At 63.2% G+C, this 26,548-nt stretch carries 23 protein-coding genes; 2 read left to right on the forward strand and 21 right to left on the reverse strand.

The genetic code is table 11. The annotated features are described in order from the left end of the window. Positions 1-30: 30 nt before the first annotated feature. Together VGH68_RS22510 and VGH68_RS22515 are read right to left on the reverse strand one after the other, a co-directional pair. Positions 31-684, reverse strand: coding sequence for a methionine ABC transporter permease (locus tag VGH68_RS22510; protein WP_331605922.1), 654 nt, complete (start codon positions 682-684; stop codon positions 31-33). Beyond that, positions 674-1,708, reverse strand: coding sequence for a methionine ABC transporter ATP-binding protein (locus tag VGH68_RS22515; protein ID WP_331605923.1), 1,035 nt, complete (start codon positions 1,706-1,708; stop codon positions 674-676). Before VGH68_RS22515 ends, VGH68_RS22510 begins: the two co-directional genes overlap by 11 nt. A 241-nt stretch (positions 1,709-1,949) precedes the next feature. On the opposite strand from VGH68_RS22515, the gene VGH68_RS22520 reads away from it, so the two are divergent. Continuing rightward, positions 1,950-2,852, forward strand: a complete 903-nt coding sequence (locus VGH68_RS22520) for a lysophospholipase (RefSeq protein ID WP_331605924.1) — start codon at positions 1,950-1,952, stop codon at positions 2,850-2,852. 158 nt (positions 2,853-3,010) lie between these two features. Here VGH68_RS22520 and VGH68_RS22525 read toward each other — a convergent pair whose 3' ends face one another. Continuing rightward, the gene (locus VGH68_RS22525; RefSeq protein WP_331605925.1) at positions 3,011-3,820 is read right to left on the reverse strand and encodes an enoyl-CoA hydratase; all 810 of its coding nucleotides are present in this window, start codon (positions 3,818-3,820) and stop codon (positions 3,011-3,013) included. Between the two features lie 92 nt (positions 3,821-3,912). Next, the gene (locus VGH68_RS22530) at positions 3,913-4,836 is read right to left on the reverse strand and encodes a histone deacetylase family protein (protein WP_331605926.1); all 924 of its coding nucleotides are present in this window, start codon (positions 4,834-4,836) and stop codon (positions 3,913-3,915) included. Between the two features lie 353 nt (positions 4,837-5,189). Here VGH68_RS22530 and mltB point away from each other — a divergent pair, with 353 nt between their 5' ends. Then, positions 5,190-6,368 carry a lytic murein transglycosylase B gene (mltB, locus tag VGH68_RS22535; protein ID WP_331605927.1) on the forward strand — a complete coding sequence of 393 codons (1,179 nt, stop codon included), beginning with the start codon at positions 5,190-5,192 and terminating at the stop codon, positions 6,366-6,368. A gap of 130 nt (positions 6,369-6,498) precedes the next feature. Here the strand turns inward: mltB and cysM are convergent, their stop codons facing one another. The 17 genes from cysM to gyrA all read right to left on the reverse strand — a co-directional run bounded on the left by cysM (position 6,499) and on the right by gyrA (position 26,017). Then, positions 6,499-7,401 carry a cysteine synthase CysM gene (gene cysM, locus VGH68_RS22540; protein ID WP_331605928.1) on the reverse strand — a complete coding sequence of 301 codons (903 nt, stop codon included), beginning with the start codon at positions 7,399-7,401 and terminating at the stop codon, positions 6,499-6,501. 305 nt (positions 7,402-7,706) lie between these two features. After that, on the reverse strand, positions 7,707-8,072 hold the full coding sequence (locus tag VGH68_RS22545; RefSeq protein ID WP_331605929.1) for a ComEA family DNA-binding protein: 366 nt from the start codon (positions 8,070-8,072) through the stop codon (positions 7,707-7,709). Positions 8,073-8,150: 78 nt separating this feature from the next. Further along, positions 8,151-9,143 (reverse strand): ADP-glyceromanno-heptose 6-epimerase, encoded by a 993-nt coding sequence (rfaD, locus tag VGH68_RS22550; RefSeq protein ID WP_331605930.1) that lies wholly within the window; start codon positions 9,141-9,143, stop codon positions 8,151-8,153. 134 nt (positions 9,144-9,277) lie between these two features. Continuing rightward, positions 9,278-10,288 carry a D-glycero-beta-D-manno-heptose-7-phosphate kinase gene (gene rfaE1, locus VGH68_RS22555; RefSeq protein ID WP_331605931.1) on the reverse strand — a complete coding sequence of 337 codons (1,011 nt, stop codon included), beginning with the start codon at positions 10,286-10,288 and terminating at the stop codon, positions 9,278-9,280. After that, the gene (locus tag VGH68_RS22560) at positions 10,254-11,657 is read right to left on the reverse strand and encodes a UDP-glucose/GDP-mannose dehydrogenase family protein (RefSeq protein WP_331605932.1); all 1,404 of its coding nucleotides are present in this window, start codon (positions 11,655-11,657) and stop codon (positions 10,254-10,256) included. The genes rfaE1 and VGH68_RS22560 overlap by 35 nt, the downstream gene beginning before the upstream one ends. Positions 11,658-11,808: 151 nt before the next feature. Next, complete coding sequence (gene lapB, locus VGH68_RS22565; protein WP_331605933.1) at positions 11,809-12,984, reverse strand: lipopolysaccharide assembly protein LapB; 1,176 nt, start codon at positions 12,982-12,984, stop codon at positions 11,809-11,811. A 68-nt stretch (positions 12,985-13,052) separates the two neighbouring features. Beyond that, a complete protein-coding gene (locus VGH68_RS22570) occupies positions 13,053-13,346 on the reverse strand; it encodes a LapA family protein (protein WP_331605934.1) in 294 nt (97 codons plus the stop codon). Between the two features lie 353 nt (positions 13,347-13,699). Next, positions 13,700-14,023, reverse strand: coding sequence for an integration host factor subunit beta (locus VGH68_RS22575; protein WP_331605935.1), 324 nt, complete (start codon positions 14,021-14,023; stop codon positions 13,700-13,702). A gap of 21 nt (positions 14,024-14,044) precedes the next feature. Further along, entirely contained in the window at positions 14,045-15,778 is a 1,734-nt protein-coding gene (gene rpsA / locus VGH68_RS22580) for a 30S ribosomal protein S1 (protein WP_331605936.1), read from the reverse strand. A gap of 161 nt (positions 15,779-15,939) precedes the next feature. Then, entirely contained in the window at positions 15,940-16,626 is a 687-nt protein-coding gene (gene cmk / locus VGH68_RS22585) for a (d)CMP kinase (RefSeq protein ID WP_331605937.1), read from the reverse strand. Between the two features lie 35 nt (positions 16,627-16,661). Beyond that, positions 16,662-17,966, reverse strand: coding sequence for a 3-phosphoshikimate 1-carboxyvinyltransferase (aroA, locus tag VGH68_RS22590; protein WP_331605938.1), 1,305 nt, complete (start codon positions 17,964-17,966; stop codon positions 16,662-16,664). Between the two features lie 18 nt (positions 17,967-17,984). Further along, positions 17,985-18,926 (reverse strand): prephenate dehydrogenase, encoded by a 942-nt coding sequence (locus VGH68_RS22595; RefSeq protein ID WP_331605939.1) that lies wholly within the window; start codon positions 18,924-18,926, stop codon positions 17,985-17,987. 53 nt (positions 18,927-18,979) lie between these two features. Continuing rightward, complete coding sequence (gene hisC, locus VGH68_RS22600) at positions 18,980-20,101, reverse strand: histidinol-phosphate transaminase (protein ID WP_331605940.1); 1,122 nt, start codon at positions 20,099-20,101, stop codon at positions 18,980-18,982. A 94-nt stretch (positions 20,102-20,195) separates the two neighbouring features. Beyond that, positions 20,196-21,275, reverse strand: a complete 1,080-nt coding sequence (gene pheA, locus VGH68_RS22605; RefSeq protein WP_331605941.1) for a prephenate dehydratase — start codon at positions 21,273-21,275, stop codon at positions 20,196-20,198. A gap of 62 nt (positions 21,276-21,337) precedes the next feature. After that, positions 21,338-22,420 carry a 3-phosphoserine/phosphohydroxythreonine transaminase gene (gene serC, locus VGH68_RS22610; protein WP_331605942.1) on the reverse strand — a complete coding sequence of 361 codons (1,083 nt, stop codon included), beginning with the start codon at positions 22,418-22,420 and terminating at the stop codon, positions 21,338-21,340. A gap of 225 nt (positions 22,421-22,645) precedes the next feature. After that, entirely contained in the window at positions 22,646-23,254 is a 609-nt protein-coding gene (locus tag VGH68_RS22615) for a DUF2059 domain-containing protein (protein WP_331605943.1), read from the reverse strand. 132 nt (positions 23,255-23,386) lie between these two features. Continuing rightward, positions 23,387-26,017, reverse strand: coding sequence for a DNA gyrase subunit A (gene gyrA, locus VGH68_RS22620; RefSeq protein WP_331605944.1), 2,631 nt, complete (start codon positions 26,015-26,017; stop codon positions 23,387-23,389). Between the last annotated feature and the right edge of the window lie 531 nt (positions 26,018-26,548).

Here is a 26,548-nt window from a genome sequence, read left to right on the forward strand (position 1 = left end):
CAACCCTGGTGGGCCGACCCTCGCCTGTGTTTATTTGTGGCTCAGACGACGCACGAGCCAATCTCCAAACGACTGCACCAACTGCACGAACACGATCAGGATCAGCACGACCGCGAGCATCACCTCCGGCAGGAAACGCTGATAACCGTAGCGGATGCCCAAATCGCCGAGACCGCCGCCGCCGATCGCGCCGGCCATCGCCGAATAGCCGACCAGCGACACGAAGGTGATCGTGAGCCCCGCGATCACCCCTGGTAGCGACTCCGGCAGCAGCACCTTGAAGACGATCTGGCCGGTGGTCGCGCCCATCGCCTGGGCGGCCTCGATCAGCCCGCGATCGACCTCGCGCAGCGCGGTTTCGACCAGACGCGCGATGAACGGCGCGGCGGCGATCGTCAGCGGCACGATGGCAGCCGCGGTACCGATCGACGAACCGACGACGAGCCGCGTGAACGGAATCACGGCAACCAGCAGGATGATGAACGGCGTCGAGCGCACCGCATTGACGATCACGCCCATCGCGCGATTCACCGCGACGTTCTCGAGCACACCGTGGCGGTCGGTCAGATACAGCAGCACGCCGAGCGGCACGCCTACCACTGCGCCGATCAGTCCGGATACGCCGACCATCACGAGCGTCTCCCAGAACGACTGCACGAACATATCGAACATTTCACTCAACATGCGACAGCTCCTCCACCACCACACCCTGTTCGCGCAGGAACGTCAGCGCCTGTGCCACCTTGGCCGGTTCGCCGCCCGCGAGCACCGCGAGGGAGCCGAACGCCTGACCCTGGATCTCGGCGATCTGGCCGTGCAGGATGTTGAAGTCGAGTTCGTAGCGGCGAATCGTTTCCGACAGGATGGGCTGATCGACGCCTGAACCCGTGAACGCGAGGCGCAGCAGATGGCCGCTGCCGGTCTTCAGGCGTTGCGCGACGCGCGCCTTCATTGCCGGCGGCAGCTCCTGCGCAATGACGTCGCCGATCAGCGCGCGCGTCACTTCGTGATGTGGCTGCAGAAAGACGTCGATCACCTTGCCCTGTTCGACGACGCGGCCCGCGTCGAGCACCGCGACGCGATCGCAGACCTGCTTGATCACGTCCATCTGGTGCGTGATCAGGACGATCGTGAGGTTCAGTTCGCGGTTGATGCGCTTGAGCAGATCAAGGATCGCGCGGGTCGTTTCGGGATCGAGCGCGGAGGTCGCCTCATCCGAGAGCAGCACCTTCGGCTTGCTCGCGAGCGCGCGCGCAATGCCCACGCGCTGCTTCTGTCCGCCGCTAATCTGTGCGGGATAGCGGTCCTTCTGCGCCGACAGTCCGACCAGCTCGAGCAGCGGCAGCACGTTCGCGTCGATTTCGTCGCGCTTCATGCCGACAAGCTCGAGCGGCAACGCGACGTTGCCGTACACGGTGCGCGAGGACAGAAGATTGAAGTGCTGGAAGATCATGCCGATCTCGCGGCGCGCGTCGCGCAGATGCGCGGTGGGCAGCGTCGTCAGATCACGGCCATTGACGACGATGCTGCCTTCGGACGGCCGGGCAAGCAGGTTGATCGTGCGCACTAGCGTGCTCTTGCCCGCGCCGCTGCGGCCGATGATGCCAAACACCTCGCCCGCGGGAACCGACAGATTGACGTTGTGCAGCGCCTCGACCCAGCCCCGGGGCCCAGCAAACCGCTGGCAGACATTACGAATTTCGATCATGGAAAAACGAAACGGCGGTGACTGCCGACGAGCAAACTGCTCCCGGCAGGCGGCCGCCATTGCTTGGTTGGGATTTGAGGCCGCCATTCTATCGCGGCGCCGACATACTCTTTAATAATCAATTCCGATGTTTTCATAACCGCAATGCATTAGAAGATCATGCGCGAGGCCAAGCTCGTGTGGGCTGCTCCGCTGCGACTATGATGAGGCCACGCTCCTTATCTTCACCGCAAACACCGTGATGCCGACCCCTCAGAGCCATACCCTGCGCGCACGCCCCAGCGGCCGTAACGACGCGCCGCAGCGCACGTCGGTCACGACCGCCGACGGCGTCGTATTGCCGTTGTACCGCTGGCAGCCGCACGGGCCGCCGCGCGCGACGGTCGCACTGCTGCACGGCCTTGCCGAGCACGCGGGCCGCTATGCGGCGCTGGCCGGCCGGCTCAACTCGGCGGCCATCGAGCTGGTCGCAATCGATCTGCGCGGCCACGGCCATGCGCCCGGCCAGCGTGCCTATGTCAAGCGCTTCGACGACTACCTGCTCGATGCGCAGGCGTTACTCGCCGCCGCCGCGCAAAGCTGCGCGCCCCTCTTCGTGATGGGTCACAGCATGGGCGGCGCGGTGGCCGCGCTGTATGCGATCGAATGCGTCGATGCGAGCAGCCGGCGCGTCGCGGGGCTGATCCTGTCGAGCCCCGCGCTCGCGCCGGGCCGCGACGTGCCGAAGTGGATGCTTGGCCTGAGCCAGCTGATCAGCCGGCTCTACCCGTCGTTCCCGGCGATGAAGATCGACGCCGCGCTGCTGTCGCGGCTCGCGCCGGTCGTGAATGCCAACCGCAACGATTCGCTCGTCCATCACGGCGCGATTCCCGCGCGCACCGGCGCGGAGTTGCTGCTCGCGATGGCGCGAATCGAACGCGGCCGCGCGGGACTGCGCATGCCGCTGCTGGTCTTTCATGGCACCGCCGACAAACTCACCGAACCGGAAGGGAGTCGGCAATTCGCCGCGCATGCGGGCTCGCCGGACAAGACGCTGGTCATGCACGAGGGCAGCTATCACGAGACGATGAACGACCTCGACCGCGACCGGGTGATCGGTGGGTTGGTCGAGTGGATCGAAAAGCGGGCGGCGGGACGGAGTTGATCGCGCGGGCTGCGGTTGCAAGCCGGTGGTTCGCGATGCTTTGAGAACTTGCGTGAAGACTGCGCGCGCGCTTCGAGCCGTTGCCCGGCGACTTCGCTGCGAACGCCTGGACGAACGGCGCGCCGCCCAAGCCGTGATGCGCCGATACCTGCCAGCGCTTATCGCTTCCAGCGCGGCGCGCGTTTGTCGATGAACGCCTGCACGCCCTCGAGCGCAGAGTCGTCCATCATGTTGCACGCCATTGTCTGCCCGGCAAGCTGGTACGCGGCCTCGATGCCCATTTCGAGCTGGCGATAGAAGAGCCCCTTGCCCGCGCTCACCGCTTCGGCCGGTTTTGCGCAAATGCTGGCGGCTAGCCGCGTGAGCTCGTCGTCGAGCGCATCGGCCGGAACCACCCGGTTCACGAGCCCCTGCTGCTGCGCCTGCGCCGCGTCGATGAAGTCGCCGGTCAGCAGCATTTCGAGCGCGGCCTTGCGCGACAGGTTGCGCGACAGCGGCACCGACGGTGTCGCGCAGAAGAGCCCCAGGTTCACGCCCGACACCGCGAAGCGCGCGAGCTCCGCAGCGACCGCGAGATCGCACATTGCGACGAGCTGACAACCGGCCGCGGTCGCGATGCCGTGCACGCGCGCGATCACCGGTTGCGGCATGCGCTGGATCGTCATCATCAGCTTCGTGCAGCGGGCGAACAACTGCTGGTAGTAATCGAGCGACGGCGCGGCGCGCATCTCCTTCAGGTCGTGGCCCGCGCAAAACGCCCGCCCCGCGCCGGCGATCACGACCACGCGCGCGTCGGTCGTCGCGATGCCGTTCAAGGCCTGTTGCAACTCATCGAGCAATGCTTCGGACAGCGCGTTGAACGCGTCCGGCCGGTTCATGGTCACACGCACGACGCCCGGCAGCCGATACGCATCAGGCTCGATCTCGACCAGCGATGCGTTGCCGCTGTTGGCGGGACTGGCGTTCATGGCTCGCTCCTCGTTGCGCTTTGTTGAAGACGATTACCGGCCACCGACCATTGCCACCGACCGACGCACGTGCGTCGATCGGCACGCGGAATTCAGATTCCCGCTAGCGCCCGCACATGCGCAACCACGCTGCGCCCTAGCGCCGACAGGTTGTAGCCACCCTCGAGACAACTGACGATACGCCCGCGCGCGTAGCGCTTCGCCACTTCGCGCATCTGCTCGGTGATCCACGCATAGTCGTCCTCGACGAGGCCCATATTGCCGAGATCGTCCTCGCGATGCGCGTCGAAGCCCGCCGAGATGAACAGCATCTCCGGCTTGAAGTCATGCAGACGCGGCAGCCACAGCATATCGACGGCCTCGCGCACGGCCATCCCGTTCGAGCGCGCCGGCATCGGCACGTTGCACATGTTGGGCGCCTGGTTGCCGGCGCCGCTGAACGGATAGAACGGATGCTGGAAGATGCTGCACATCAGTACGCGCGGGTCGCCGCTAAACGCGGCCTCGGTGCCGTTGCCGTGATGCACGTCGAAGTCGATGATCGCGACGCGCGCGAGGCCGTGCCCGTCGAGCGCATGACGCGCGGCGATCGCGACGTTGTTGAAAAAGCAGAAGCCCATGGCGCGCGCCGGCTCCGCGTGGTGGCCAGGCGGACGCACGCTGCAGAATGCGTTGTCGTAACGACCGTCGATCACCGCGTCGGTCGCCGCGATCGCCGCGCCGGCGGCGCGCAATGCGGCCTGCAGCGTATGCGGGTTCATCGTCGTGTCCGGATCGATTTCCGCGGTGCCGGTGGTCGGTGCGCGGTTGCGGATGTAGTCGACGTGTGCCTGGGTATGCACGCGCAGCAGCGCGGCTTCGTCGGCGAGCGGCGGCGACTCGCGCTCGATCAGCGCGTCGATGCGGCTTGCGATCAGCTGATCCTCGATCGCCTGCAGGCGCGCCGGACATTCGGGATGCCACTGCCCCATGTCGTGCAGCAGACAGTCGGCGTGGGAATAAAAGCCTGTTGCCATAGTTCGATTGTGCTTCTGTTATCCGGCGCGGGAATCGATGCGCGCGGCGTGTCTCCGTCGAGGCGCGCCGTGCGGCGCGTCAATATTTATCAAGTTACCACAGGGCGCCGCTGTCGCACATTCGGCACGGATTCGCAAAAGGCGTCGGGTATACTGCCCCGACCCATTTTCCGTTTGTTCGTGCCGTCACTCCATTACTCGTCGTTGCCCGCTGTCTGTTTCCGGCTCTTCTCGTCTTTCACGCATCGCGCTCACTGCTCACCATGACCGTCAAGCCTGCTCTGTCCGCACGATCCCCACGCAACCGGCGGCGCCTCGGCACCGTCGCCGCCACCCTGTCCGTCGCATCGTGCATGTTCATCGCAAGCGCTCCGGCGAGCGCGCAAAGCACGACCCGGAGGCCACCGGTGCTGGTCGCGCAGGGCCAGCCGCAGCAGGCGGTGCCGCAAGGGCAGACCTTCGAGGAAGAAATCATCCCGCAGCGCTATGCGAACAACGCGAATGTCGATGCGTTCATCAACGAGATGGTGGCGCGCTACGACTTCGACGAAGCGGCGCTGCATGCGCTCTTTACCCGCGTCAGCTACTCGACGACCGCGGTGAAGCTGGTCACGCCGTCGCCTTCGCCGACGGTCAAGAACTGGCGCGCGTATCAGGCACGCTTTCTGGATCCGGTGCGGGTCAATGCCGGCGTGCAGTTCTGGCGCGAAAATCAGGCCACGCTGCAGCGCGCGTATCAGGAATTCGGCGTGCCGCCAGAGGTCATCGTCGGCATTATCGGCGTGGAGACGATCTACGGCCGCTACATGGGCAACTTCCGCGTGCTCGATGCGCTGACCACGCTCAGCTTCGACTATCCGAACACCGCGAATCGCGCGGACCGCCAGGCCACCTTCCGCAAGAATCTCGAAGACTACCTGGTATGGACGCGCGACGCGCAGATCGATCCCACCACGGTGCTCGGTTCGTACACCGGCGCGATCGGCATTCCGCAGTTCCTGCCAAGCAGCATCACGCAGTATGCGGTGAGCTACGACGGCAACAAGGGTATCGATCTGCGCACGAGCGAGGCGGATGCGATCGGCAGCGTCGCGAACTATCTGCGTCAGAACGGCTGGGAAAGCGGCCGGCCGGTGGTGTGGCGCATCGGCTCGGACATCGGCAGTCTCGGCGTTGCACAGGCAGCCGCAAACGGTCAGCCGGAGCCGCACTGGCCACTCGATCAATTGTTGCGCGCGGGGCTCGTGCTGAACGAGCCGAACGTCGATATCGCCGCTGAAGCGAGTACACCGGTGACCGTGGTGGATCTGCCGTCGCCGGGACGCGGCACCGAGTTCGTGCTGGGGCTGAAAAACTTCTATGTGCTCACGCGCTACAACCGCAGCTTTTTCTACGCGCTTGCGGTGTATCAGCTCGGCCAGAAGGTCAAGGCCCAGATGGAAGCGATCGATGCGGCGAATGCCGCGAAGGCGGTCAGCAGTGGCGCCGGGTCGCAAGGCCCGGCGAATCAGCCGGATTCCGACTCGCAATGAATGCGCCGCAAGGCGCCAAGGGCGTGCCTTGCATTGTGAAGTTGAAGATTGAACGACATAAAAAAAGCGCTGGTTCGACCGGCGCTTTTCATTGGTTCATGCGATCGCGGCAGCGCGCTCGCTATCGTGCTTACGCGGGAAAGACACCGGTCGACAAATAACGGTCGCCGCGATCGCAAACGATGAAAACGATCGTCGCATTCTCGACCTGACGCGCGATACGCAGCGCGACTTCACATGCGCCCCCCGACGAAATGCCGGCAAAGATGCCTTCGACCGACGCCAGCCGGCGCGCCATCGCCTCGGCCGCGGCCTGACTCACGTTCTCGACGCGGTCGACGCGGCTGCGGTCGAAAATCTTCGGCAGATAGGCTTCGGGCCACTTGCGGATGCCCGGGATACGTGAGCCCTCTTCCGGTTGCGCGCCGATGATCTCGATCTGCTGGTTCTGCGTTTTCAGATACGTCGACACGCCCATGATCGTGCCGGTCGTGCCCATCGACGACACAAAATGGGTGATGCGCCCTTCGGTGTCGCGCCAGATTTCCGGGCCGGTGCCTTCGATATGCGCGGCCGGATTGTCCGGGTTGGCGAATTGATCGAGGATGATGCCCTTGCCTTCGCGCTGCATCTGCTCGGCCAGGTCGCGCGCATATTCCATCCCGCCCTTCACCGGCGTGAGGACAATCTGCGCACCGTAGGCGGCCATGCTCTGCCGGCGCTCGACCGACAGATCTTCCGGCATGATCAGCACCATCTTGTAGCCGCGCACCGCGGCCGCCATGGCCAGTGCGATGCCGGTGTTGCCGCTTGTCGATTCGATCAGCGTATCGCCCGGCTTGATACGTCCGCGTGCTTCCGCTTTTTTGATCATCGACAACGCCGGCCGGTCCTTGACCGATCCCGCGGGATTGTTACCTTCGAGTTTCGCAAGGACCACGTTGTTGCGGCCGCGGATCTCGTCGTCGACGAGGCGGACGAGTTGCACGAGCGGCGTATCGCCAATCGTGTCTTCGATCGTTTTGTATGCCATATCTCGGGCTCAGAAGCTGTCAATGCAGGATGGGGTTCAGTGGGTTGATTCTAAACCACCGTCTCCGACGCTGCCGCGCAGCCCTGCTACCTGCATGGATGTACGTGATGCGCTTGCAAAAAGCCCGCGGCCGAAGACCGCGGGAGCCAGTCACGAATGACAGCTGAAGGAGTGCGAGCACACTCCGACCACGAAGGAGAAAACAAAGCGGGGGATTAAAGGGCAAAAGTAAGCGGACCGTGCGCACCTGCAAGCCCCACTCGGGGAAGCGTGGCGCGATTACGCACGCACGGGCCCGCGTCGAGTTACTTCTTCACCGCCACTGTCGCACCGCTTTTCGGCGCGGCGGCCGCAACGGCCGCGTCACTGGTCGGTGCAGCCGCCGCAACCTGCGCGCCAGCAGTCGCGCCAGCCGGACCGACAGCGAGACCCTCCGCCTGCAGGCGCTCGATGGTATGCCCGCCCATGCCCTTGACGCGCTTGCCGAGATCGGCCGCGTCCTTGAACGGACCGTGCGCGCTGCGCTCGTCGAGAATGGCTTTCGCTTTCGCGGGACCGATGCCCCGGATGCCGCGCAGCGCATCCTCGTTAGCAGTGTTGACGTCGACCGCCGCATACGCGTGGCCGAAAGCGGCGAGCATCGCCGCGGTAACGAGTACTTTTCGAAACATATTGGAATCTCCCTGTTGCCACTGGCCGGCGACCATCACCGGCCAGGAGATTCCAGTTTAAAGAGGCTGGCCAAATATTTACACCTGGCCGAATAGCCAACGTACGTAGCGATCGACACCTTCCTGCACGCTGAGGAACGGCGCATCGTAACCGGCCGCGCGCAGCTTCGACTGATCGGCCTGCGTAAAGCATTGGTATTTGCCGCGCAGCGCATCGGGGAACGGAATGTATTCGATCAGCCCGCGCTGCACGAGCTCAGCAAGCGACAACGCCGGCTCGTTGTTCAGCGCGCGCAGCGTGTTGACCACCGTGCTCGCGATGTCGTTGAACGGTTGCGCGCGGCCGCTGCCCAGGTTGAAGATGCCCGACTTATCCGGATTGTCGAAGAAGAACAGGTTCACCTTCACCACGTCCTCGACCGATACGAAATCGCGCGTCTGCTCGCCGGCCGCATAGCCGTTGTATTCGCCAAACAGCTTGACCTTGCCCTCGGCGCGGAACTGGTTGAAGTTGTGAAACGCGACCGACGCCATGCGTGCCTTGTGCGTTTCGCGCGGACCGTACACGTTGAAATAGCGAAAGCCCGCGATCTGGCTTTTCGCGGTGGGCAGCACGCGGCGGATCACCTGATCGAACAGAAACTTCGAATAGCCATACACATTCAGCGGCTGCTCGACCTCGCGCTCCTCGACGAAACGGCTCGAGCCGCCATAGGTTGCCGCCGACGACGCATACAGGAACTGGACGTTCTGCGCGAGGCAGACGTCGAGCACGTCTCGGCTGTAGCGGTAGTTGTTGTCCATCATGTAGCGGCCGTCGGTTTCCATCGTGTCCGAGCAGGCGCCTTCGTGGAAGATCGCGCGCACCTTGCCGAAGTCGCCACGCCTGAAGCGCTCGACGAACTCGGTCTTGTCGAGATAGTCGTCGATGTCGCAGTCGACCAGATTCTTGAATTTGTCCGCGCGTGTCAGGTTGTCGACGGCGATGATGCGTTGTTCGCCGCGCTCGTTGAGCGCCTTCACTAGATTGCTGCCGATAAATCCGGCCGCGCCGGTGACGATGACGGTCATGATGATTCTGCGATAGTGAGCGTTGCATGAGATCGAGGTCAGCGCGTGGAAGCGTTCACTTCGATCGACAGGTTCGGTCGTCGCCGCGCGCAGGCCCGCTAGTCCGTGTGGACGGCGGGACTGCGCGGGCTGTATCAGGAAAAGAGTTCGTCGTAATCGACGGTGGCGGTGCCGAGCTTGCCGACCACGATACCGGCCGCGCGATTCGCGAGCCCGACCGCGTCGACGAGAGAAAGACCCGCGCCAAGCATCGCCGCGAGCGTCGCGATCACGGTGTCGCCCGCGCCCGACACATCATACACTTCGCGTGCAACGGCCGATGCGTGCAGGATGCCGTCGTTGGAGAACAGCGTCATCCCCTCTTCCGAGCGCGTGAGCAGCAGCGCGTTGAATTCCAATTGCGCGCGCAACTTGGTCACGCGTGCGATCAGATCTTCCTCCGACTTCCACTGGCCGACGACCTCGCGCAGCTCCGCGCGATTCGGCGTGATCAGCGTCGCGCCGCGATAGCGGTCCCAGTCGTCGCCCTTCGGATCGACGAGCACCGGTTTGCCGGCCGCATGCGCCTTGGCGATCATTTGCGTGACGTGCGTGAGGCCGCCCTTCGCGTAATCGGACATCAGGATCACGTCGTGCGACGGCAGCAGTTCGTCGAAACGCGCGAGGCCCGCGAGCAGCACCTCGTGCGCCGGCGAGTTTTCGAAGTCGACGCGCAGCAGTTGCTGTTGGCGCGATAGCACGCGCAGCTTGATCGTCGTGAGGAGAGCCGGATCGCGTTCGAGATGCGGCGTCACACCGCTTTCGCCGAGCAGTTGCACGATCCGCTCGCCGGGTTCGTCGTGGCCGACCACGCACAGCAGACCTGCCTGCGCGCCGAGCGCGACCGCGTTGCGTGCAACGTTCGCCGCGCCGCCGAGGCGATCTTCCTGACGCTGCACATGCACGACCGGCACGGGTGCTTCCGGCGAAATACGGTTCACGTCGCCGAACCAGTAGCGGTCGAGCATCACATCCCCGACGACCAGCACGCGCGCCGCGTTGAGCTGTGCGCGCGGCACGATCGTGAGCGGCGGCGCTGACGTGGTGGATACGGAAGCGGCCGGCACGGTGTCAGCTATCGGCCGGAAATTCGGAGGCTTGGGCATAGGGGCGTCCAATGGCTTGATAGTCGATGCCGAGTTCGATCATCGCGTCTGGCTCGTAAAGATTGCGGCCGTCGAAAATCAGTGGCGTCTTCAGCACCGATTTCAGATGCGCGAAATCCGGACTCTTGAATTCTTTCCATTCGGTCACGATCACGAGCGCGTCGGCACCGGCTAGCGTTTCGTTCTGCGTGCTTTCGAACGAGAGGCGCGCGAGCTGCTCGGGCGCTGCATCCAGATCGAGCGCGAATACCCGACGGGCTTCGTCGACCGCGACCGGATCGTAAGCGCGCACCGTCGCACCGCGTGCGAGCAGCTCGCCGATCACACGACGGCTCGGCGCCTCGCGCATGTCGTCGGTATTCGGCTTGAACGCGAGGCCCCATACCGCGAATGTGCGTCCACTCAGATCGTCACCGAGCTTCGCGGCGATCTTGCGCACCAGCACGTCCTTCTGCTCGTGGTTCACCTGTTCGACCGCTTCGAGAATGCGCAGATTGTGGCCGCTCTGGCTCCCGGCGCGGATCAGCGCCTGCACGTCCTTCGGGAAGCACGAGCCACCGTAGCCGCAGCCCGCGTACAGGAAGTGATAGCCGATGCGCGGGTCCGAGCCGATGCCGCGGCGCACTGCTTCGATATCGGCGCCGACCTTGTCCGCGAGATTCGACATCTCGTTCATGAACGAAATGCGCGTGGCGAGCATCGCGTTGGCCGCGTATTTCGTAAATTCGGCCGAGCGTACGTCCATGTACAGCGTGCGTTCGTGATTGCGGTTGAATGGTGCGTACAGACGCTTCATCAGTTCGCGCGCGCGCTGCCCCGGCGCGTCGTCGTCGATGCCGATCACGATGCGGTCGGGGCGCATGAAGTCGTCGACGGCCGCGCCTTCTTTCAGGAACTCGGGATTCGACACGACCGAGAAGCGGCGCTCCCCGCTGTCCGCGAGCCCGCGCTTGGCGAGCTCTTCGTCGATCACCGCGCGCACACGCTGCGCGGTGCCGACCGGCACCGTCGATTTATCGACGATCACCTTGAAGCCGCTCATCGTGCGACCGATGTTGCGCGCGGCCTCGAGCACGTATTGAAGGTCGGCCGAGCCGTCCTCGTCCGGCGGCGTGCCGACCGCGATGAACTGCACGTCGCCGTGCGCGACGCTGGCCGCGACATCGGTCGAAAACATGATACGGCCCGCCGCTCTGGTACGGGCGATGATTTCCTTCAGACCCGGTTCGTGAATCGGTACGCCGCCGTTATTCAGGATGTCGATTTTGCGCGGATCCACGTCGAGACAAAACACGTCGTTGCCGATTTCGGCGAGACATGCGCCCGTGACGAGGCCCACATAACCGGTACCGATAATGGTGATTTTCATACGCTTTCCGGTGGAAGGTTCTGTTGATGGCCGTCGCTCGCGTGGTCAGCGACGGATTCGCTTTACGAGTCGCCCGCGCGGGCGCGGCCTGCATCCACGCGACATCGCGGAGCCGCCTTCATCGCCGCAACGGCGCCGGCCGGGCGCAGCATCAGCTCGCCGCCGCGATTGGCTCGACGCGACGCGGCGCATACGTTTCCCAACCGCTGCAACCCGGGCACTGCCAGTAGAAAAGCCGCGCCCGGAAGCCGCAATTCTGGCATGTATAACGCGGCAGATTTTTGGTGCGCTGGCGGATCAGCGCGCGCATCAGTTCAAGCTCGCTGCGCCGTGGCTCTTCAGCCACGGCTTGCTGCGCTTCGAGCAGACGCGTCATGCCGGCCAGATTTGGCGACTTCTGCATCTGCGCACGCGCGAGTGCATGAGCGGCGTCGGTGCCGCGCAGCGACGCGACGTGCTGATACGCGACGTCGAGCAGATCGTTGCTCGGATGGGCGTCGACCCAACTGATGAGCAGATCGGCCCCCTCCTGCGCCCGGCCGAGCGCCTCGTACGCCTTCATGATTTTCTCGGCAACGAGCGGCAAATACGCCGGGTTCTGCTCCTCGACGCGGCGCCATTGCTCGATCGCGGCTTCCGGGGCACCACCGGCCGCGTCGACGTCGCCAAACAGGATCGTTGCGCGGACGTTGGTCGGGTTCGCCTTCAGCGCGAGGCCGAGCTGACGGCGGGCGTCGTCCGGCTTTTTCTGCTGCAGCGCTTCCTGCGCGAGTTCGCAATGGAACTGCCCGATTTCCTTGTCTAGCGACGGGGCGCCCATCGTTTCGAGATGACGCGCGGTGTCGATCGACTTGACCCAGTCCTTCTCGATTTCGTAAATGGTGAGCAGCGCGCGTTGTGCGCCCAATGCGTAGTCGCCCGCCTGCAGCGACTGGAAGGTTTCCTCCGCGCGGTCGAGCAGCCCTGCCTTCAAAAAGTCTTGCCCGAGTTCGTACAGCGCATGATCGCGCTCGCTGACCGGCAAATCCGCCCGGCTCAGCAGATTCTGATGCACTCGAATCGCGCGGTCCGTTTCGCCGCGGCGCCGGAACAGGTTGCCGAGCGCGAAATGCAACTCGACGGTCTCGGGGTCGAGCTTGACCACTTCGATGAACGCGTCGATCGCCTGGTCAGGCTGCTCATTGAGCAGGAAATTCAGACCGCGAAAATACGAACGGGGCAGATTGGCGCTTTCGGAGAGCAGCGTCTTGAGGTCGTAGCGCGCGGCCATCCAGCCGAACGCAAAGGCGACAGGTATGACGAGCAGCCACCAGAAGTCTAGATCCATGCGATTAGTGGGAATGTGCGCGACAGCGGAAACGAAAAGCCGCGCTCAGGCGCGCGGCACGGGACAACTCAGATCAGCGGCGGCATCGGCGGCTGTTCGACGACGGCCGGAGTCTCGCGCGCCACGCGCAACTCGCGCCTGAGGCGGCCATTTTCCATGCGCAAGCGGACCACAGCCGGCATCGCCGACACCAGCCCGGCCACCAAGCCGATCACGAAGAACGCGAGGCCGATCAGAATCAAAGGCGCCGACCACGCGTAACCGGCGAGGAAATTCAACGTAGCGGGTTGCGTGTTGGAAAGCGCCAGCACCAGCAGCAGCACGAACACCAGAACACGGATCAGCCAGACGATAAATTTCATGAATAGATCTCTTGACGGCAGTTGCGGGGACGCCGGCTTGATGACGCGTCGCGCCACGGTGTTGCCCGCGCCGAAGTGACCCGTATTGTAATTGAAGCCCTCGCGGCTGGGCAGGACATGGCGGATTGGGGCTTATCGGTGACTGTGTGATCGCGAACGCGAATGGGATTGCGTCGGGCGCCAGTTCGGCTAGCCCGTACGGTGGAGAAGCCGGCGCACGACGGCGCCTAGCCTGTCGCCCGCCAGGCTCGGACGAAAAAAAAACGCCCGAAGGCGCTTTTTCTGGTCTTTTGCCGATTGGCTTTGGCCACTGACGCTGGCTTTGCCACGCTGCAAGATGCATAGCGGGGCATTTACAGGTCGTCATCCGGCTCGTCGGCCTTGAGCGGCTCGCCCGCGCGGCGATCCACCCGCTCACGCAACTCCTTGCCGGGCTTGAAGTGCGGTACGTATTTCTCAGGTACCAGCACCTTTTCGCCCGACTTCGGATTGCGTCCGACGCGGGATGGGCGGCGGTTGAGGCCGAAGCTGCCGAAGCCGCGGATTTCAATGCGATGACCCTTGGCAAGCGCCTCCGACATCGCATCGAGCATCGTCTTCACCGCGAGGTCCGCATCTTTGAGAACAAGCTGCGGAAATCGCGTAGCCAGCTGGGCGACCAATTCCGATTTGGTCATACTGCAGCAGACCTCTCAGGCTTACTGGTTCTGGCCGTCGAGCTTGGCCTTCAGCAGCGCGCCGAGGTTCGTCGTGCCGGTAGCAGCAGCGTTCGAATCCGACGCAGCGAGACCACGGATGGCTTCCTGCTGTTCAGCCGAATCCTTCGCCTTGATCGACAGGTTGATGCCGCGCGACTTGCGATCGATGTTGATGATCATCGCGTTGACCTTATCGCCTTCCTTCACCACGTTGCGAGCGTCTTCCACGCGGTCTTGAGCGATTTCCGAAGCGCGCAGATAGCCTTCGACTTCACCCGACAGCTGAACAACAGCGCCCTTCGCATCTACCGACTTGACGGTACCGTCGACGATCGAACCCTTGTCGTTCATTGCAACAAAGTTGCTGAACGGGTCGCCTTCGAGTTGCTTGATACCCAGCGAAATGCGCTCTTTCTCGACGTCGATGCCGAGAACGATCGCTTCGACTTCGTCGCCCTTCTTGTACTTGCGAACAGCTTCTTCGCCGGTTTCGCTCCATGACAGGTCCGACAGGTGAACCAGACCGTCGATGCCGCCCGGCAGACCGATGAACACGCCGAAGTCGGTGATCGACTTGATGGCGCCGCTGATCTTGTCGCCCTTCTTGAAGTTACGGCTGAAGTCGTCCCAGGGGTTCGGCTTGCACTGCTTCATGCCGAGGCTGATACGACGGCGGTCTTCGTCGATTTCGAGAACCATGACTTCGACTTCGTCGCCAAGCTGCACAACCTTCGACGGAGCAACGTTCTTGTTGGTCCAGTCCATTTCCGACACGTGAACGAGGCCTTCGATGCCCGATTCCACTTCGACAAACGCGCCGTAGTCGGTGATGTTGGTGACCTTACCGAACAGGCGCGTGCCCGACGGATAACGACGCGAGATGCCTTCCCACGGATCGTCGCCCAGCTGCTTGATACCGAGCGAAACGCGGTTCTTTTCCTGGTCGAACTTGAGGATCTTCGCGGTAACTTCCTGGCCAACCGACAGAACTTCGCTCGGGTGACGCACGCGACGCCACGCGATGTCGGTGATGTGCAGCAGGCCGTCGATACCGCCGAGGTCAACGAATGCGCCGTAGTCGGTGATGTTCTTGACCACGCCTTCGACGATCGCGCCTTCCTTCAACGTTTCCAGCAGCTTCGCGCGTTCTTCGCCCTGGGTCGCTTCGATTACTGCGCGGCGCGACAGCACGACGTTGTTGCGCTTGCGGTCGAGCTTGATGACGCGGAATTCGAGGGTCTTGCCTTCGTACGGGGTCGTGTCCTTGACCGGACGCGTATCGACCAGCGAGCCCGGCAGGAACGCGCGGATGCCGTTGACCATCACAGTCATGCCGCCCTTAACCTTGCCCGTGATCGTGCCCGTCACGAGTTCGTTGTTGTCGAGCGCTTTTTCCAGCGACAGCCACGAAGCCAGACGCTTCGCCTTGTCACGCGACAGGATCGTGTCGCCGTAGCCGTTTTCCAGCGCATCGATCGCGACGGAAACGAAGTCGCCCGCCTGCACTTCTACCTCGCCCGCGTCGTTCAGAAACTCTTCGAGCGGGATGTAGGCTTCGGACTTCAGACCAGCGTTGACGACCACGAAGTTATGGTCGACACGCACGACTTCGGCGGAAATCACTTCGCCAGCGCGCATGTCCTGCTTGGTCAGCGACTCTTCGAACAGAGCCGCAAAAGATTCGGTATTCGGGGTAGAGGTTTGCAGGTCGGACATAAAAATCAGAATTTGCATGGTTTCCGCAGCGCCTGGCTGGCCGTTCGATCAGCAACTTCGGCAAACACGCGAATGCCACGCGGGGTTAAAGGGTTAAACATAACGCTTCGCGACGATCGCGAAGCACCTACCAACAACGGACTGAGCGCGGGACCACTGATGCGCCACTGATATCGACGTCACGCATGCGGGACCAGCGCTTCATACCATTGCACCACCTGGTCCACCGCCTGGTCGATCGACAATGCGGAGGTATCAAGCAGCTTTGCATCCGCCGCGGGCTTCAGCGGTGCAGCCGAACGCTGACTGTCACGCTCGTCGCGCTCGCGCAAATCCCGGAGCAAGTCATCTATATTAGCAGAAAATCCTTTTTGGATCAATTGGTTATGCCGGCGCGTAGCACGAGCCTCGACGCTCGCCGTCAAAAACACTTTCAGCACTGCGTCGTGGAAGATCACGGTGCCCATGTCCCGACCGTCGGCGACGAGCCCCGGCTCCTTGCGAAACGCCCGCTGGCGCGCCACCAGCGCCGCTCGCACCGGCGCATGCACCGCAATCGCCGACGCGCGGCTGCCCACTTCCTCGGCGCGGATTTCGGTCGACACGTCCGCGCCGTCGAGTTGCGCAAGCCCCTCGCGAAACGTGATGTGGAGATCGTCGATCAGTTTGACAAGTTCGTCGACGTCGTCTGCCGCGATGTCGTAGCGCAGGCTCGCAAGCGCGGCGAGCCGGTACAGCGCGCCGCTATCGAGCAGATGAAAGCCGAGGTTCGCGGCGACCATCGCGGCGACAGTGCCTTTGCCGGAGGCGCTCGGGCCGTCGATCGCAATGACGGGCGTCTGGTGAAAGGGACGGGTCGGTTTCATCGAAAAAGTCGCACGTCAGACGATTCGCACGCGAATCAGGGTTGGGCGAGCGCGACGAAGCGCTCGAAATAATCGGGGAACGTCTTGCCGACGCACTTCGGGTCGTTGATCCGGACCGGTACCCCGCCAAGGCTCACGAGCGAAAAGCACATCGCCATGCGGTGATCGTCGTAGGTGTCAATCGACGCGTTCGGGATCAACTTTTCAGGCGGCGTGACGACGAGAAAGTCTTCGCCTTCCTGCACTTTCGCGCCGAGTTTGCGCAGCTCGGTGGCCATCGCGGCGATCCGGTCGGTTTCCTTTACCCGCCAGCTCGCGATGTTGCGCAGCGTGCTCGTGCCGTCCGCGAACAACGCGGCAACCGCGATCGTCATGGCGGCGTCGGGAATAAGGTTGAAGTCCATGTCGATCGGATCGAGCTTGCCGTGGTCGTTGCCGATGCCGCGCACCTCGATCCAGTCCTCGCCCATCTGCAGATTCGCGCCCATGCGGATCAGCGCATCGGCAAAACCGACATCGCCCTGAATGCTCGCGCGGCCGACGCCCTCGACCTTCAGCGGCCCGCCGCCGAGCGCGCCGGCCGCGAGGAAATAGGATGCCGACGACGCGTCGCCCTCGACCATGATCGTGCCCGGCGACAGATAGCGCTGCGCCGCCGGCACGACGAACTGGTGCCAGTCATGGCGCTCGACCTTGATGCCGAAGCGCTCCATCAGCTTGATCGTGATCTCGACATAGGGCTTGGAGATCAGTTCGCCGTCGACCTGCACGGTACTTACGCCGCTGGGAGTGCGCAACAGCGGCAGCGTCATCAGCAGCGAGGTCAGGAACTGGCTGGATACGTCGCCGCGCACGCGGATCGGCGCGTCGGCGGAGACCTGCGCGGGGCGGATCCGCAGCGGCGGATAGCCGTCGTTCTGCTCGTAGTCGATCTTCGCGCCGATCTGGCGCAAGCCGTCGACCAGATCGCCGATCGGCCGCTCATGCATGCGCGGCACGCCGTGAATCCGGTAGTCACCACCATTGACAGCGAGCGCCGCGGTCAGCGGACGCACCGCCGTGCCGGCATTGCCGAGAAACAGATCGGCCGTGCGCGCGGTGAACGCGCCGCGCGTGCCGGTCACGACACAGGTATCGCCGTCGCGCTTCAGCCGTACGCCGAGCGTTTCGAGCGCATCGAGCATCACGCGGGTGTCGTCGGAGTCGAGCAGGTTGGTGATCGTCGTCTCGCCCTCGGCAAGCGCCGCGAGCAGCAGCACGCGGTTCGAAATGCTCTTCGAGCCGGGCAGACGAATCGTGCCGGACGCACGGGAAAAAGGTCCGAGATCGAGGAATTCCATGATGAGTCCAGTTTCCGGTTATTTCGACGCGCCGTCACTGGCGGCGCCGGCAGCCCGCTGTTCGTGCCATTGGCTGCGCGCCATGCGCGAGCGGGTGAATACGGCTTCGAGCGCGGCGCCGTCGGCGGCTTCGACCGCCGCGCGCAGACGCGCGAGCACGGCGGTGTACGCATCGAGTTCATCAAGCAGCGCCACGCGGTTCGCGACGCACACGTCCCGCCACATTTCCGGGCTCGACGCGGCGATGCGGGTGAAGTCGCGAAAACCGCCCGCCGCGAACGAGAACTTCAGCTCGGCGTCGGACGAATTCAAGATCTGCTCGACGAGCGCGAACGACAATACGTGCGGCAGATGACTGACCGACGCGAACACGCGGTCATGCTGCGGCGGCGGCATTTCGCGCACCAGCGCACCGGTGGCGCGCCACATCGCGGCGACGCGCTCTACCGCATCAGGGTTGTTCTCCGGCAGCGGACAGAGCACCACGTTACGGTCCACGTAAAGGTCGGGCAATGCGGCATCGACACCGCTCGACTCGCGGCCCGCGATCGGATGGCCCGGAACGAACTGGCCGATCCGAGCACCGAGCGCCGCGCGCGCCGCGGCGACCACGTTGGACTTCGTGCTGCCCGCATCGGTGACGATCGTGTCCGCGTCGAGATACGGCGCAATCCGCTCGAGCAGCGGCTGGGTCTGCGCGACCGGGGCCGCGAGCAGCGCAAAATCAGCGCCCGCGAGCGCGTCGCGCAACGCGGCGTCGTCATTCAGCGCCGCCGCGCCGTCGATCACACCAAGCGCCAATGCGCGCTCGCTCGACGCGGAGGTTCGCCCCACGCCGATCACCGTGCGTGTCCCACCGACCTCGCCGCGTTCGCGCAATGCGCGCGCGAGCGATCCGCCGATCAGGCCGACACCGAAAATCACCAGCTTGTCAAAAGAAAACGCGGCCACGTCGGTCAATAAAATGAGCGCGCCGCTCCTGCCAGCCGGACGCGCGGGTCAAGGGTCGATATTCAGGCAGCGGCTGGTTCGGCAAGCGCCTCTTCAAGCGCCGCGAGGAACGCCTCGTTCTCTCCCGGCAGGCCGATCGTGACGCGCAGCCACTGCGGCAAACCGTAATTGCCGACCGGACGCACGATCACGGCCCGCTTTAGCAACGCGAGGTTTACGCGGGCGCCGGCCGCGCTGTCGGTACCCACCCGCACAAGCACGAAGTTGCCTTCGGATGGCACATATTCGAGGCCGAGCTTGTCGAACCGGGCTGTCAGACGGCGATAGCCTTGTGCGTTCAGCGCCGCGCTCTTGTCGAGAAACGCGCTGTCGCTCAGCGCGGCGATCGCCGCCGCCTGCGCGAGCGTGTTCACGTTGAACGGCTGGCGCACGCGGTTCAGGAGGTCGGTCAATTCCGGCTGTGCGATCGCGAAACCGATGCGCAGACCCGCGAGGCCGAACGCCTTCGAGAACGTGCGCGACACCAGCAGGTTCGGGTAGCGGCCTACCCATGCGATCGAGTCGTAGCGCTTGTCTGCCGAAAGATACTCGGTGTATGCCTCGTCGAGCACCACGGCGACATGACGCGGCACCTTGTCGAGAAACGCCTCGAGCGTCGGTCCGTCGATAAACGTGCCGGTCGGATTGTTCGGGTTCGCAACGAAGACGAGGCGCGTATCGTCTGTGATAGCGGCCAGCATCGCGTCGAGGTCGTGTCCATAACGCACGGCCGGCACAACGATCGCGCGCGCGCCGACGCCTTGCGTCGCAAGCGCGTAAACCGCGAAAGAATACTGGGAGAACACCACCGACTGACCCTTCTCCACGTACGCATGCGCGGCAAGTTCCAGGATGTCGTTGCTGCCGTTGCCGAGCGTGATCCACTCGGCCGGCACGCCATAACGCGCGCTCAACGCGGCTTTCAGGTCGAAACCGTTCGCATCGGGATAGCGGCCGAGATCGGCGATTGCCCGCGCCATCGCGCGCTGCGCCGATTCCGGCATGCCGAGCGGGTTTTCGTTCGAGGCAAGCTTCACGATGCTCGCCTCGTCGAGGCCGAATTCGCGGGCCACTTCCGAAATCGGCTTGCCCGCTACGTACGGGGCGATCGCACGCACATAGGAAGGGCCGAAAGACGCTGTCATGGAAATCTCCGAACGACGATCAATATTGGAAACGTATGGAATAGGTAGCCGGGCAGCGCGCTGGACGCCGCCCGAACGCTACTGCAGCATCCCGTTAGCGGGCGCGCGGATACGAGCCGAGAACCTTCAGGAACGCCGCCTTTTCGCCGAGTCCGGCGAGCGCGGCAGCCACGGCCGCGTCGTCGCGATGGCCCTCGACGTCGATATAGAAGTAGTACTCCCACGTGCCGACGCGCGCCGGTCGCGACTCGAAACGTGTCATCGACACCCCGTGTCGCGCGAGCGGCTCCAACAGCTTGACCATCGCGCCCGGCTCGTTCGCGACCGACACGATCAGCGATGTCTGGTCGTAACCGCTCGGGCCAGTCGGCTGCTTGCCGATCATCACGAAGCGGGTACGGTTGTGCGGATCGTCCTGAATCAGCGCGTTGGTGACCAGCAGGCCGTAGTGGATCGCGGCGCGATCACCGGCAATCGCTGCGACCGTCGGGTCTTCGGCCGCCATCCGCGCGGCTTCCGCATTGCTCGACACCGCCTGGCGCTGCAACTGCGGCGCGTTCGTCGACAACCAGCGTTGACACTGCGCGAGCGCCTGCGCATGCGCGCACACGCGCGTGACGCCGGCAAGGCCGTTCTGCGTGAGCAGATTGTGATGGATGGGTAGAGCCAGCTCACCGCCGATGGTCAGTTGCGTTTGCAGCAGCAAATCCAGCGTACGCGACACGGCCCCTTCGGCCGAATTCTCGACCGGCACGACACCGTATTCGGCGGCGCCCGCTTCGACCGAGCGGAACACCTCGTCGATCGACGGGCACGGCAATCCTTCGATCGACTGACCGAAGTACTCGTGCATCGCCTGTTCGCTATAGGTGCCGACCGGCCCGAGATAGGCGGCCTTGATGGTCTTCTCGAGCGCGCGGCTTGCGGCCATGATCTCGCGCCAGATTGCATTGATGTGCTCGCGCGCGAGCGGCCCTTCGCTCATTTGCTGCAAGCGCGTTATCACTTGCTGTTCGCGCTCGGGCCGGAACACTGGCGCATTGAGATGCTTTTTGACCTCGCCCACTTCGAGCGCGACAGACGCACGCTGATTGAGCAGCGCGATCAACTGCGCGTCGAGGGCATCGATGCGATCGCGCAGAGGTTTGAGTCGGGTATTGAGTTCGTCGTCCATTCGTGAAACGGCCCTGCCGGGTAGCTGCTGGAAAAGATGCGCACGCTTGCGAGTCGACGGACTCAGGCGCTGCGCTGCTCGAATTCCTTCATGTATTCGACGAGCGCTTTGACGCCTTCGAGCGGGACGGCGTTATAGATTGACGCCCGCATGCCGCCGACGGACTTGTGGCCCTTGAGCTGCACCAATCCCCGCGCTTTCGCGCCGGACAGGAAATCTTCGTTGCGCGACTCGTCGGCGAGGAAAAACGGTACGTTCATCCGCGAACGCGAGCCGCGCTCGACTTTGTTCAGATAGAAGCTGCTCGCGTCGATCGTGTCGTACAGCAATGTCGACTTTTCGAGATTGCGCGCTTCCATCGCCGCGAGGCCGCCCTGCTTCTTCAACCACTTGAACACGAGCCCGGCAATATAGATCGCGTAGGTGGGCGGCGTGTTGTACATCGAATTGTTCTCGGCGACGGTCTTCCATTCGAAAGCCGACGGACAAATCGGCATCGCGCGATCCAGCATGTCCTCACGCAGGATGACGACCGTCACTCCGGCCATGCCGATGTTCTTCTGCGCGCCGCCGAACAGGACGCCGTATTTGGCGATGTCCATCGGGCGCGACAGGATGTGCGACGACGCGTCCGCAACAAGCGGAATATCGCCCAGATCGGGAATCTCGAAGGTCTCGACGCCGTGGATGGTTTCGTTCGTGCACAGGTGAACGTACGCCGGATCGTCCGACAACTGCCATTCCGCGCGCGCCGGCGCGCGCGTGAAGCCTTCCGCGGTCCGGCCGGTCGCGGCCAGGCGCGCGCTGCCGTACTTCTGTGCCTCGTTGAACGACTTTTGCGACCACGAACCGGTGATGACGAAATCCGCGCGCGGTTTTGCGCCGAGCAGGTTCATCGGCACGATCGCGTTCTCGCCGAGACCACCGCCCTGCAAAAACAGGATGCGGTGGCTTGCGGGCACCTGCAACAGTTCACGCAGGTCGGTCAGCGCTTCTTCGTGGATCGACATGAATTCCTTGCCGCGATGACTCATTTCCATCACGCTCATGCCACTGCCATGCCAGTTCAACATCTCGTCGGCTGCCTGGCGCAGCACTTCTTCTGGCATGGCCGCCGGGCCGGCGGAGAAATTAAAGACGCGCATGTGAGATCCTGGAAGCGGGCGCGAAGCATGGGATCGCGCGAAATCGGCGAAAAGATCCGCAAAACTGCCCGCCGAAAAAGAAATGGCCGTCTGCGCCAGTGCGCAAACGGCCATTATGGCATTGTCGCCGCCAACCCGCCACGCCGTACGGCTCAGCGGGTGCGCCTTCGAGAGCCGGCCCGCAAAGCTGCAGGCGCCAAACTCAGCGCAGGCTTGCGAGCCAAATTACTTGGCGGCAGCCGGCTTGACCGATGCGACTTCCTTGTCGGCCTGCGCACGGGTTGCCTTGATCGATTCCGGCATGTACTTCTGCATCAGGCCGTTCACGACGTCGCGGCCAACCTGGTCTTGCACCTGGATGAACTTGCGGCCGGTCGGGCTCTTGTAGAACGCCGTCAGGTCCTTGATTTCCGACGTGCTGTAGTACTTCGCGTATGCGTCGTACTGGGCCTGCATTGCGTCCTGACGGAATGCGTCGGTTGCAAACACCTGGCCTGCGCTGTCAACCAGCTTCGGTACTGCGTTCTGCTGCAGCGACGGCACGGAAGCCTGCTTTTGCTTGTCCGTCATCGTCTTGTTTTCGCTCAGCGCGTCCGACAGGATCGCCGGCACGAGTTGCTTGGCCTGCATCTGCGCGCTGTTGCCAATTGCCCCAACCAGCTTTTGCGCGTCGATGGCGTCGAGCAGGTCCTTAATGGCAGCCTGCTTGGCCGGGTCAACCGGTGCTGCTGCGGCAGCCGGAGCCGCCGGCGCCTGGTTTTGCAGCGCTTGAGCCATAGCGAAGGTCGGCACGAGGGCAGCCAGCAACATCAGTTGTTTAAATCGTTTTTGCATCATTACTCCCTAAGAGAAATTAACTTGAACCGCCCGCTGCGCGCGAAAGCGTATCGGCCCGATACGCAAAGCTTCGCCGCGTAGCTTCAACTTATCAACTTATTAACCGAGACCGAACAGAGCCGACACGGATCAGGCCGTGCCGCCGCTCTCGCCGTCGACATCTCCGTCGGAGGGGCTATCGAGATCGCCTTCCGTCTCGACTTCGGCCTCAGCTACCTGTTGCAGACCGGACAGCTTGGTCCCTTCGTCAAGGCTGATGAGTGTAACACCTTGGGTTGCGCGCCCCATTTCACGGATCTCCGACACACGCGTGCGGATCAGCACGCCAGTCGTGGTGATCAGCATGATCTGGGCTTCCTGATCCACCAGCGTCGCGGCGACCACCTTGCCGTTACGCTCCGACGTCTGGATCGCAATCATGCCCTTCGTGCCGCGGCCATGACGCGTGTATTCAGTGATCGGCGTACGCTTGCCGAAGCCGTTTTCAGTCGCGGTGAGCACCGACTGCTGCTCGTCGCCGGCCACCAGCAACGCGATCACGCTCTGTCCGTCATCAAGCTGCATACCGCGCACACCGCGCGCCTCACGGCCCATCGGACGGACGTCGTTCTCGTCGAAGCGCACCGCCTTGCCCGAATCCGAGAACAGCATCACGTCGTGCTGACCATCCGTGATGGCCGCACCGATCAGGTAGTCGCCCTCATCGAGACCGACCGCAATGATGCCCTTGCGCAGCGGGCGGCTGAATGCTTCCAGCGGGGTCTTTTTTACCGTGCCTAACGCAGTCGCCATAAACACGAACTTGTCGGCTGAGAATTCCTTGACCGGTAGCACGACCGTGATTTTTTCGCCTTCCTGCAGCGGGAACATATTGACGATCGGCCGGCCGCGCGAGTTACGCGAGCCCTGCGGGACCTCGTACACCTTGACCCAGTACACGCGCCCGCGATTCGAGAAGCACAGGATGTGGTCGTGGGTATTGGCGATGAAGAGCGTGTCGATCCAGTCGTCTTCCTTCATGGAAGTCGCCTGCTTGCCGCGGCCACCGCGCTTTTGCGCGCGATATTCGGACAACGGCTGCGATTTCACGTAGCCGGTATGCGACATCGTCACGACCATTTCCTGCGGCGTGATCAGGTCTTCGGTGTTCAGCTCGGTCGCGTTCAGCTCGATCTTCGAGCGGCGCGCGTCGCCGAATTCGGCCTTGATCGACGTGAGTTCGTCGACGATGATCGCCGAAATACGGTCCGGGCGAGCGAGGATGTCGAGCAGGTCGGCGATTTGCGCCATCACGTCGCGATACTCACCGATGATCTTGTCCTGCTCGAGACCGGTCAGGCGCTGCAGACGCATCTGCAGGATTTCCTGCGACTGGGTGTCGGACAGACGGTAGAGGCCGTCGGTCTGCATGCCGAATGAGGGGTTCAGGCCTTCCGGACGATAGGCTTCGCGACCACCCGCTGCCGAGTTTTCGGTCTCGGCGCGCGACAGCATCTCGCGCACGAGCGACGAATCCCACGCGCGCGCCATCAGTTCCTGCTTGGCGATTGGCGGAGTCGGCGCGGCCTTGATGAGCGCGATGAATTCGTCGATGTTGGCCAACGCAACCGCGAGGCCTTCGAGCACGTGGCCGCGCTCGCGCGCCTTGCGCAGTTCGTAGACGGTTCGCCGCGTCAGTACTTCCCGTCGATGCGACAGGAAGCACGACAGCATTTCCTTCAGATTCAGCAGCTTCGGCTGGCCGTCGACGAGCGCGACCATGTTCATGCCGAACGTATCCTGAAGCTGGGTGGCCTTGTACAGATTATTCAGCACGACTTCGGGCACTTCGCCGCGCTTCAACTCGATCACGACGCGCATACCACTCTTGTCGGACTCGTCGCGGATATCGGAAATGCCTTCGAGCTTCTTCTCGTTGACGAGCTCGGCGATGCGCTCGAGCAGCGAGCGCTTGTTCACCTGGTACGGCAGCTCGTCGACGATGATCGCCATGCGCTGGCCGCGGTCGATCTCCTCGAAGTGAGTCAGCGCGCGCATCACGACGCGGCCACGACCGGTGCGGTAGCCGTCGCGCACGCCGGCCACGCCATAGATGATGCCGGCGGTTGGGAAATCGGGCGCGGGAACGATTTCGATCAGTTCATCGATCGTCGCCTCGGGGTTCTTCAGCAGATGCTGGCAGGCGTCGACGACTTCGTTGAGATTGTGCGGCGGGATGTTGGTCGCCATGCCGACCGCGATACCGGACGAACCGTTGATCAGCAGATTCGGTATGCGCGCGGGCAGGATCGCCGGTTCATTTTCGCTGCCGTCGTAGTTCGGCACGAAGTCGACCGTTTCCTTGTCGATGTCGGCCAGCAGTTCGTGGCCGATCTTCGCCATGCGGATTTCGGTGTAGCGCATTGCCGCGGCGTTGTCGCCGTCGACCGACCCGAAATTGCCCTGGCCGTCCACCAGCATGTAGCGCAGCGAGAAATCCTGTGCCATGCGGACGATCGTGTCGTACACAGCCGTATCGCCGTGCGGATGGTACTTACCGATGACGTCGCCGACGATACGCGCCGACTTCTTGTACGCGCGGTTCCAGTCGTTGTTCAATTCGTGCATCGCGTACAGCACGCGCCGGTGCACCGGCTTCAGGCCATCGCGGACATCGGGAAGCGCTCGCCCTACGATCACGCTCATCGCGTAATCGAGATACGAACGGCGCATTTCCTCCTCGAGGGAGATTGGCAGAGTCTCTTTGGCGAATTTATCCATTATCCGTATCTTTTACATGCCAAGGCGACGGACGGACCGTCGCCTTCGCGTAAGCATTGCAGGCGCAACGCATCACACGATTCTAACATGGGCGCCATAGCCCCCCGGACACGGTACGTATACATATTAGACGGGACGCCCGGCCGCTTTTTCCCGGCGCCCCCGTTTCCGTCAGCCAGGCTCGATTCGTGCGTGCAGCGATTCGCCGCTCAGCCAGAGCTGGCGGACCTGCGAAGCCAACACAGCTGTTGCGGACGCACCACAATTGGCGAGGGATTTGATCGGGGACGGATTTTTTTTTCGTCGGAAGGGAACGATATGGCAAAATGCCAACGCACAAAGAGGCAGACGCCGATCGAAGTCTATACAAACGGTTTTTGTTCCGCACCAATGTTATACTTCGAGCAATGTATGACTTGTCTTCGTCAACAGGCTCGCAGTAAACCTGCGGTAATCTCAATTTCGAGAGGAGAAATATGAATAAACTTTCAAAGCTCGCGTTCATTGCAGCTACCGCAGTTATGGCTGCAT

Source organism: Paraburkholderia sp. (assembly GCF_036488505.1).
GTDB lineage: Bacteria > Pseudomonadota > Gammaproteobacteria > Burkholderiales > Burkholderiaceae > Paraburkholderia.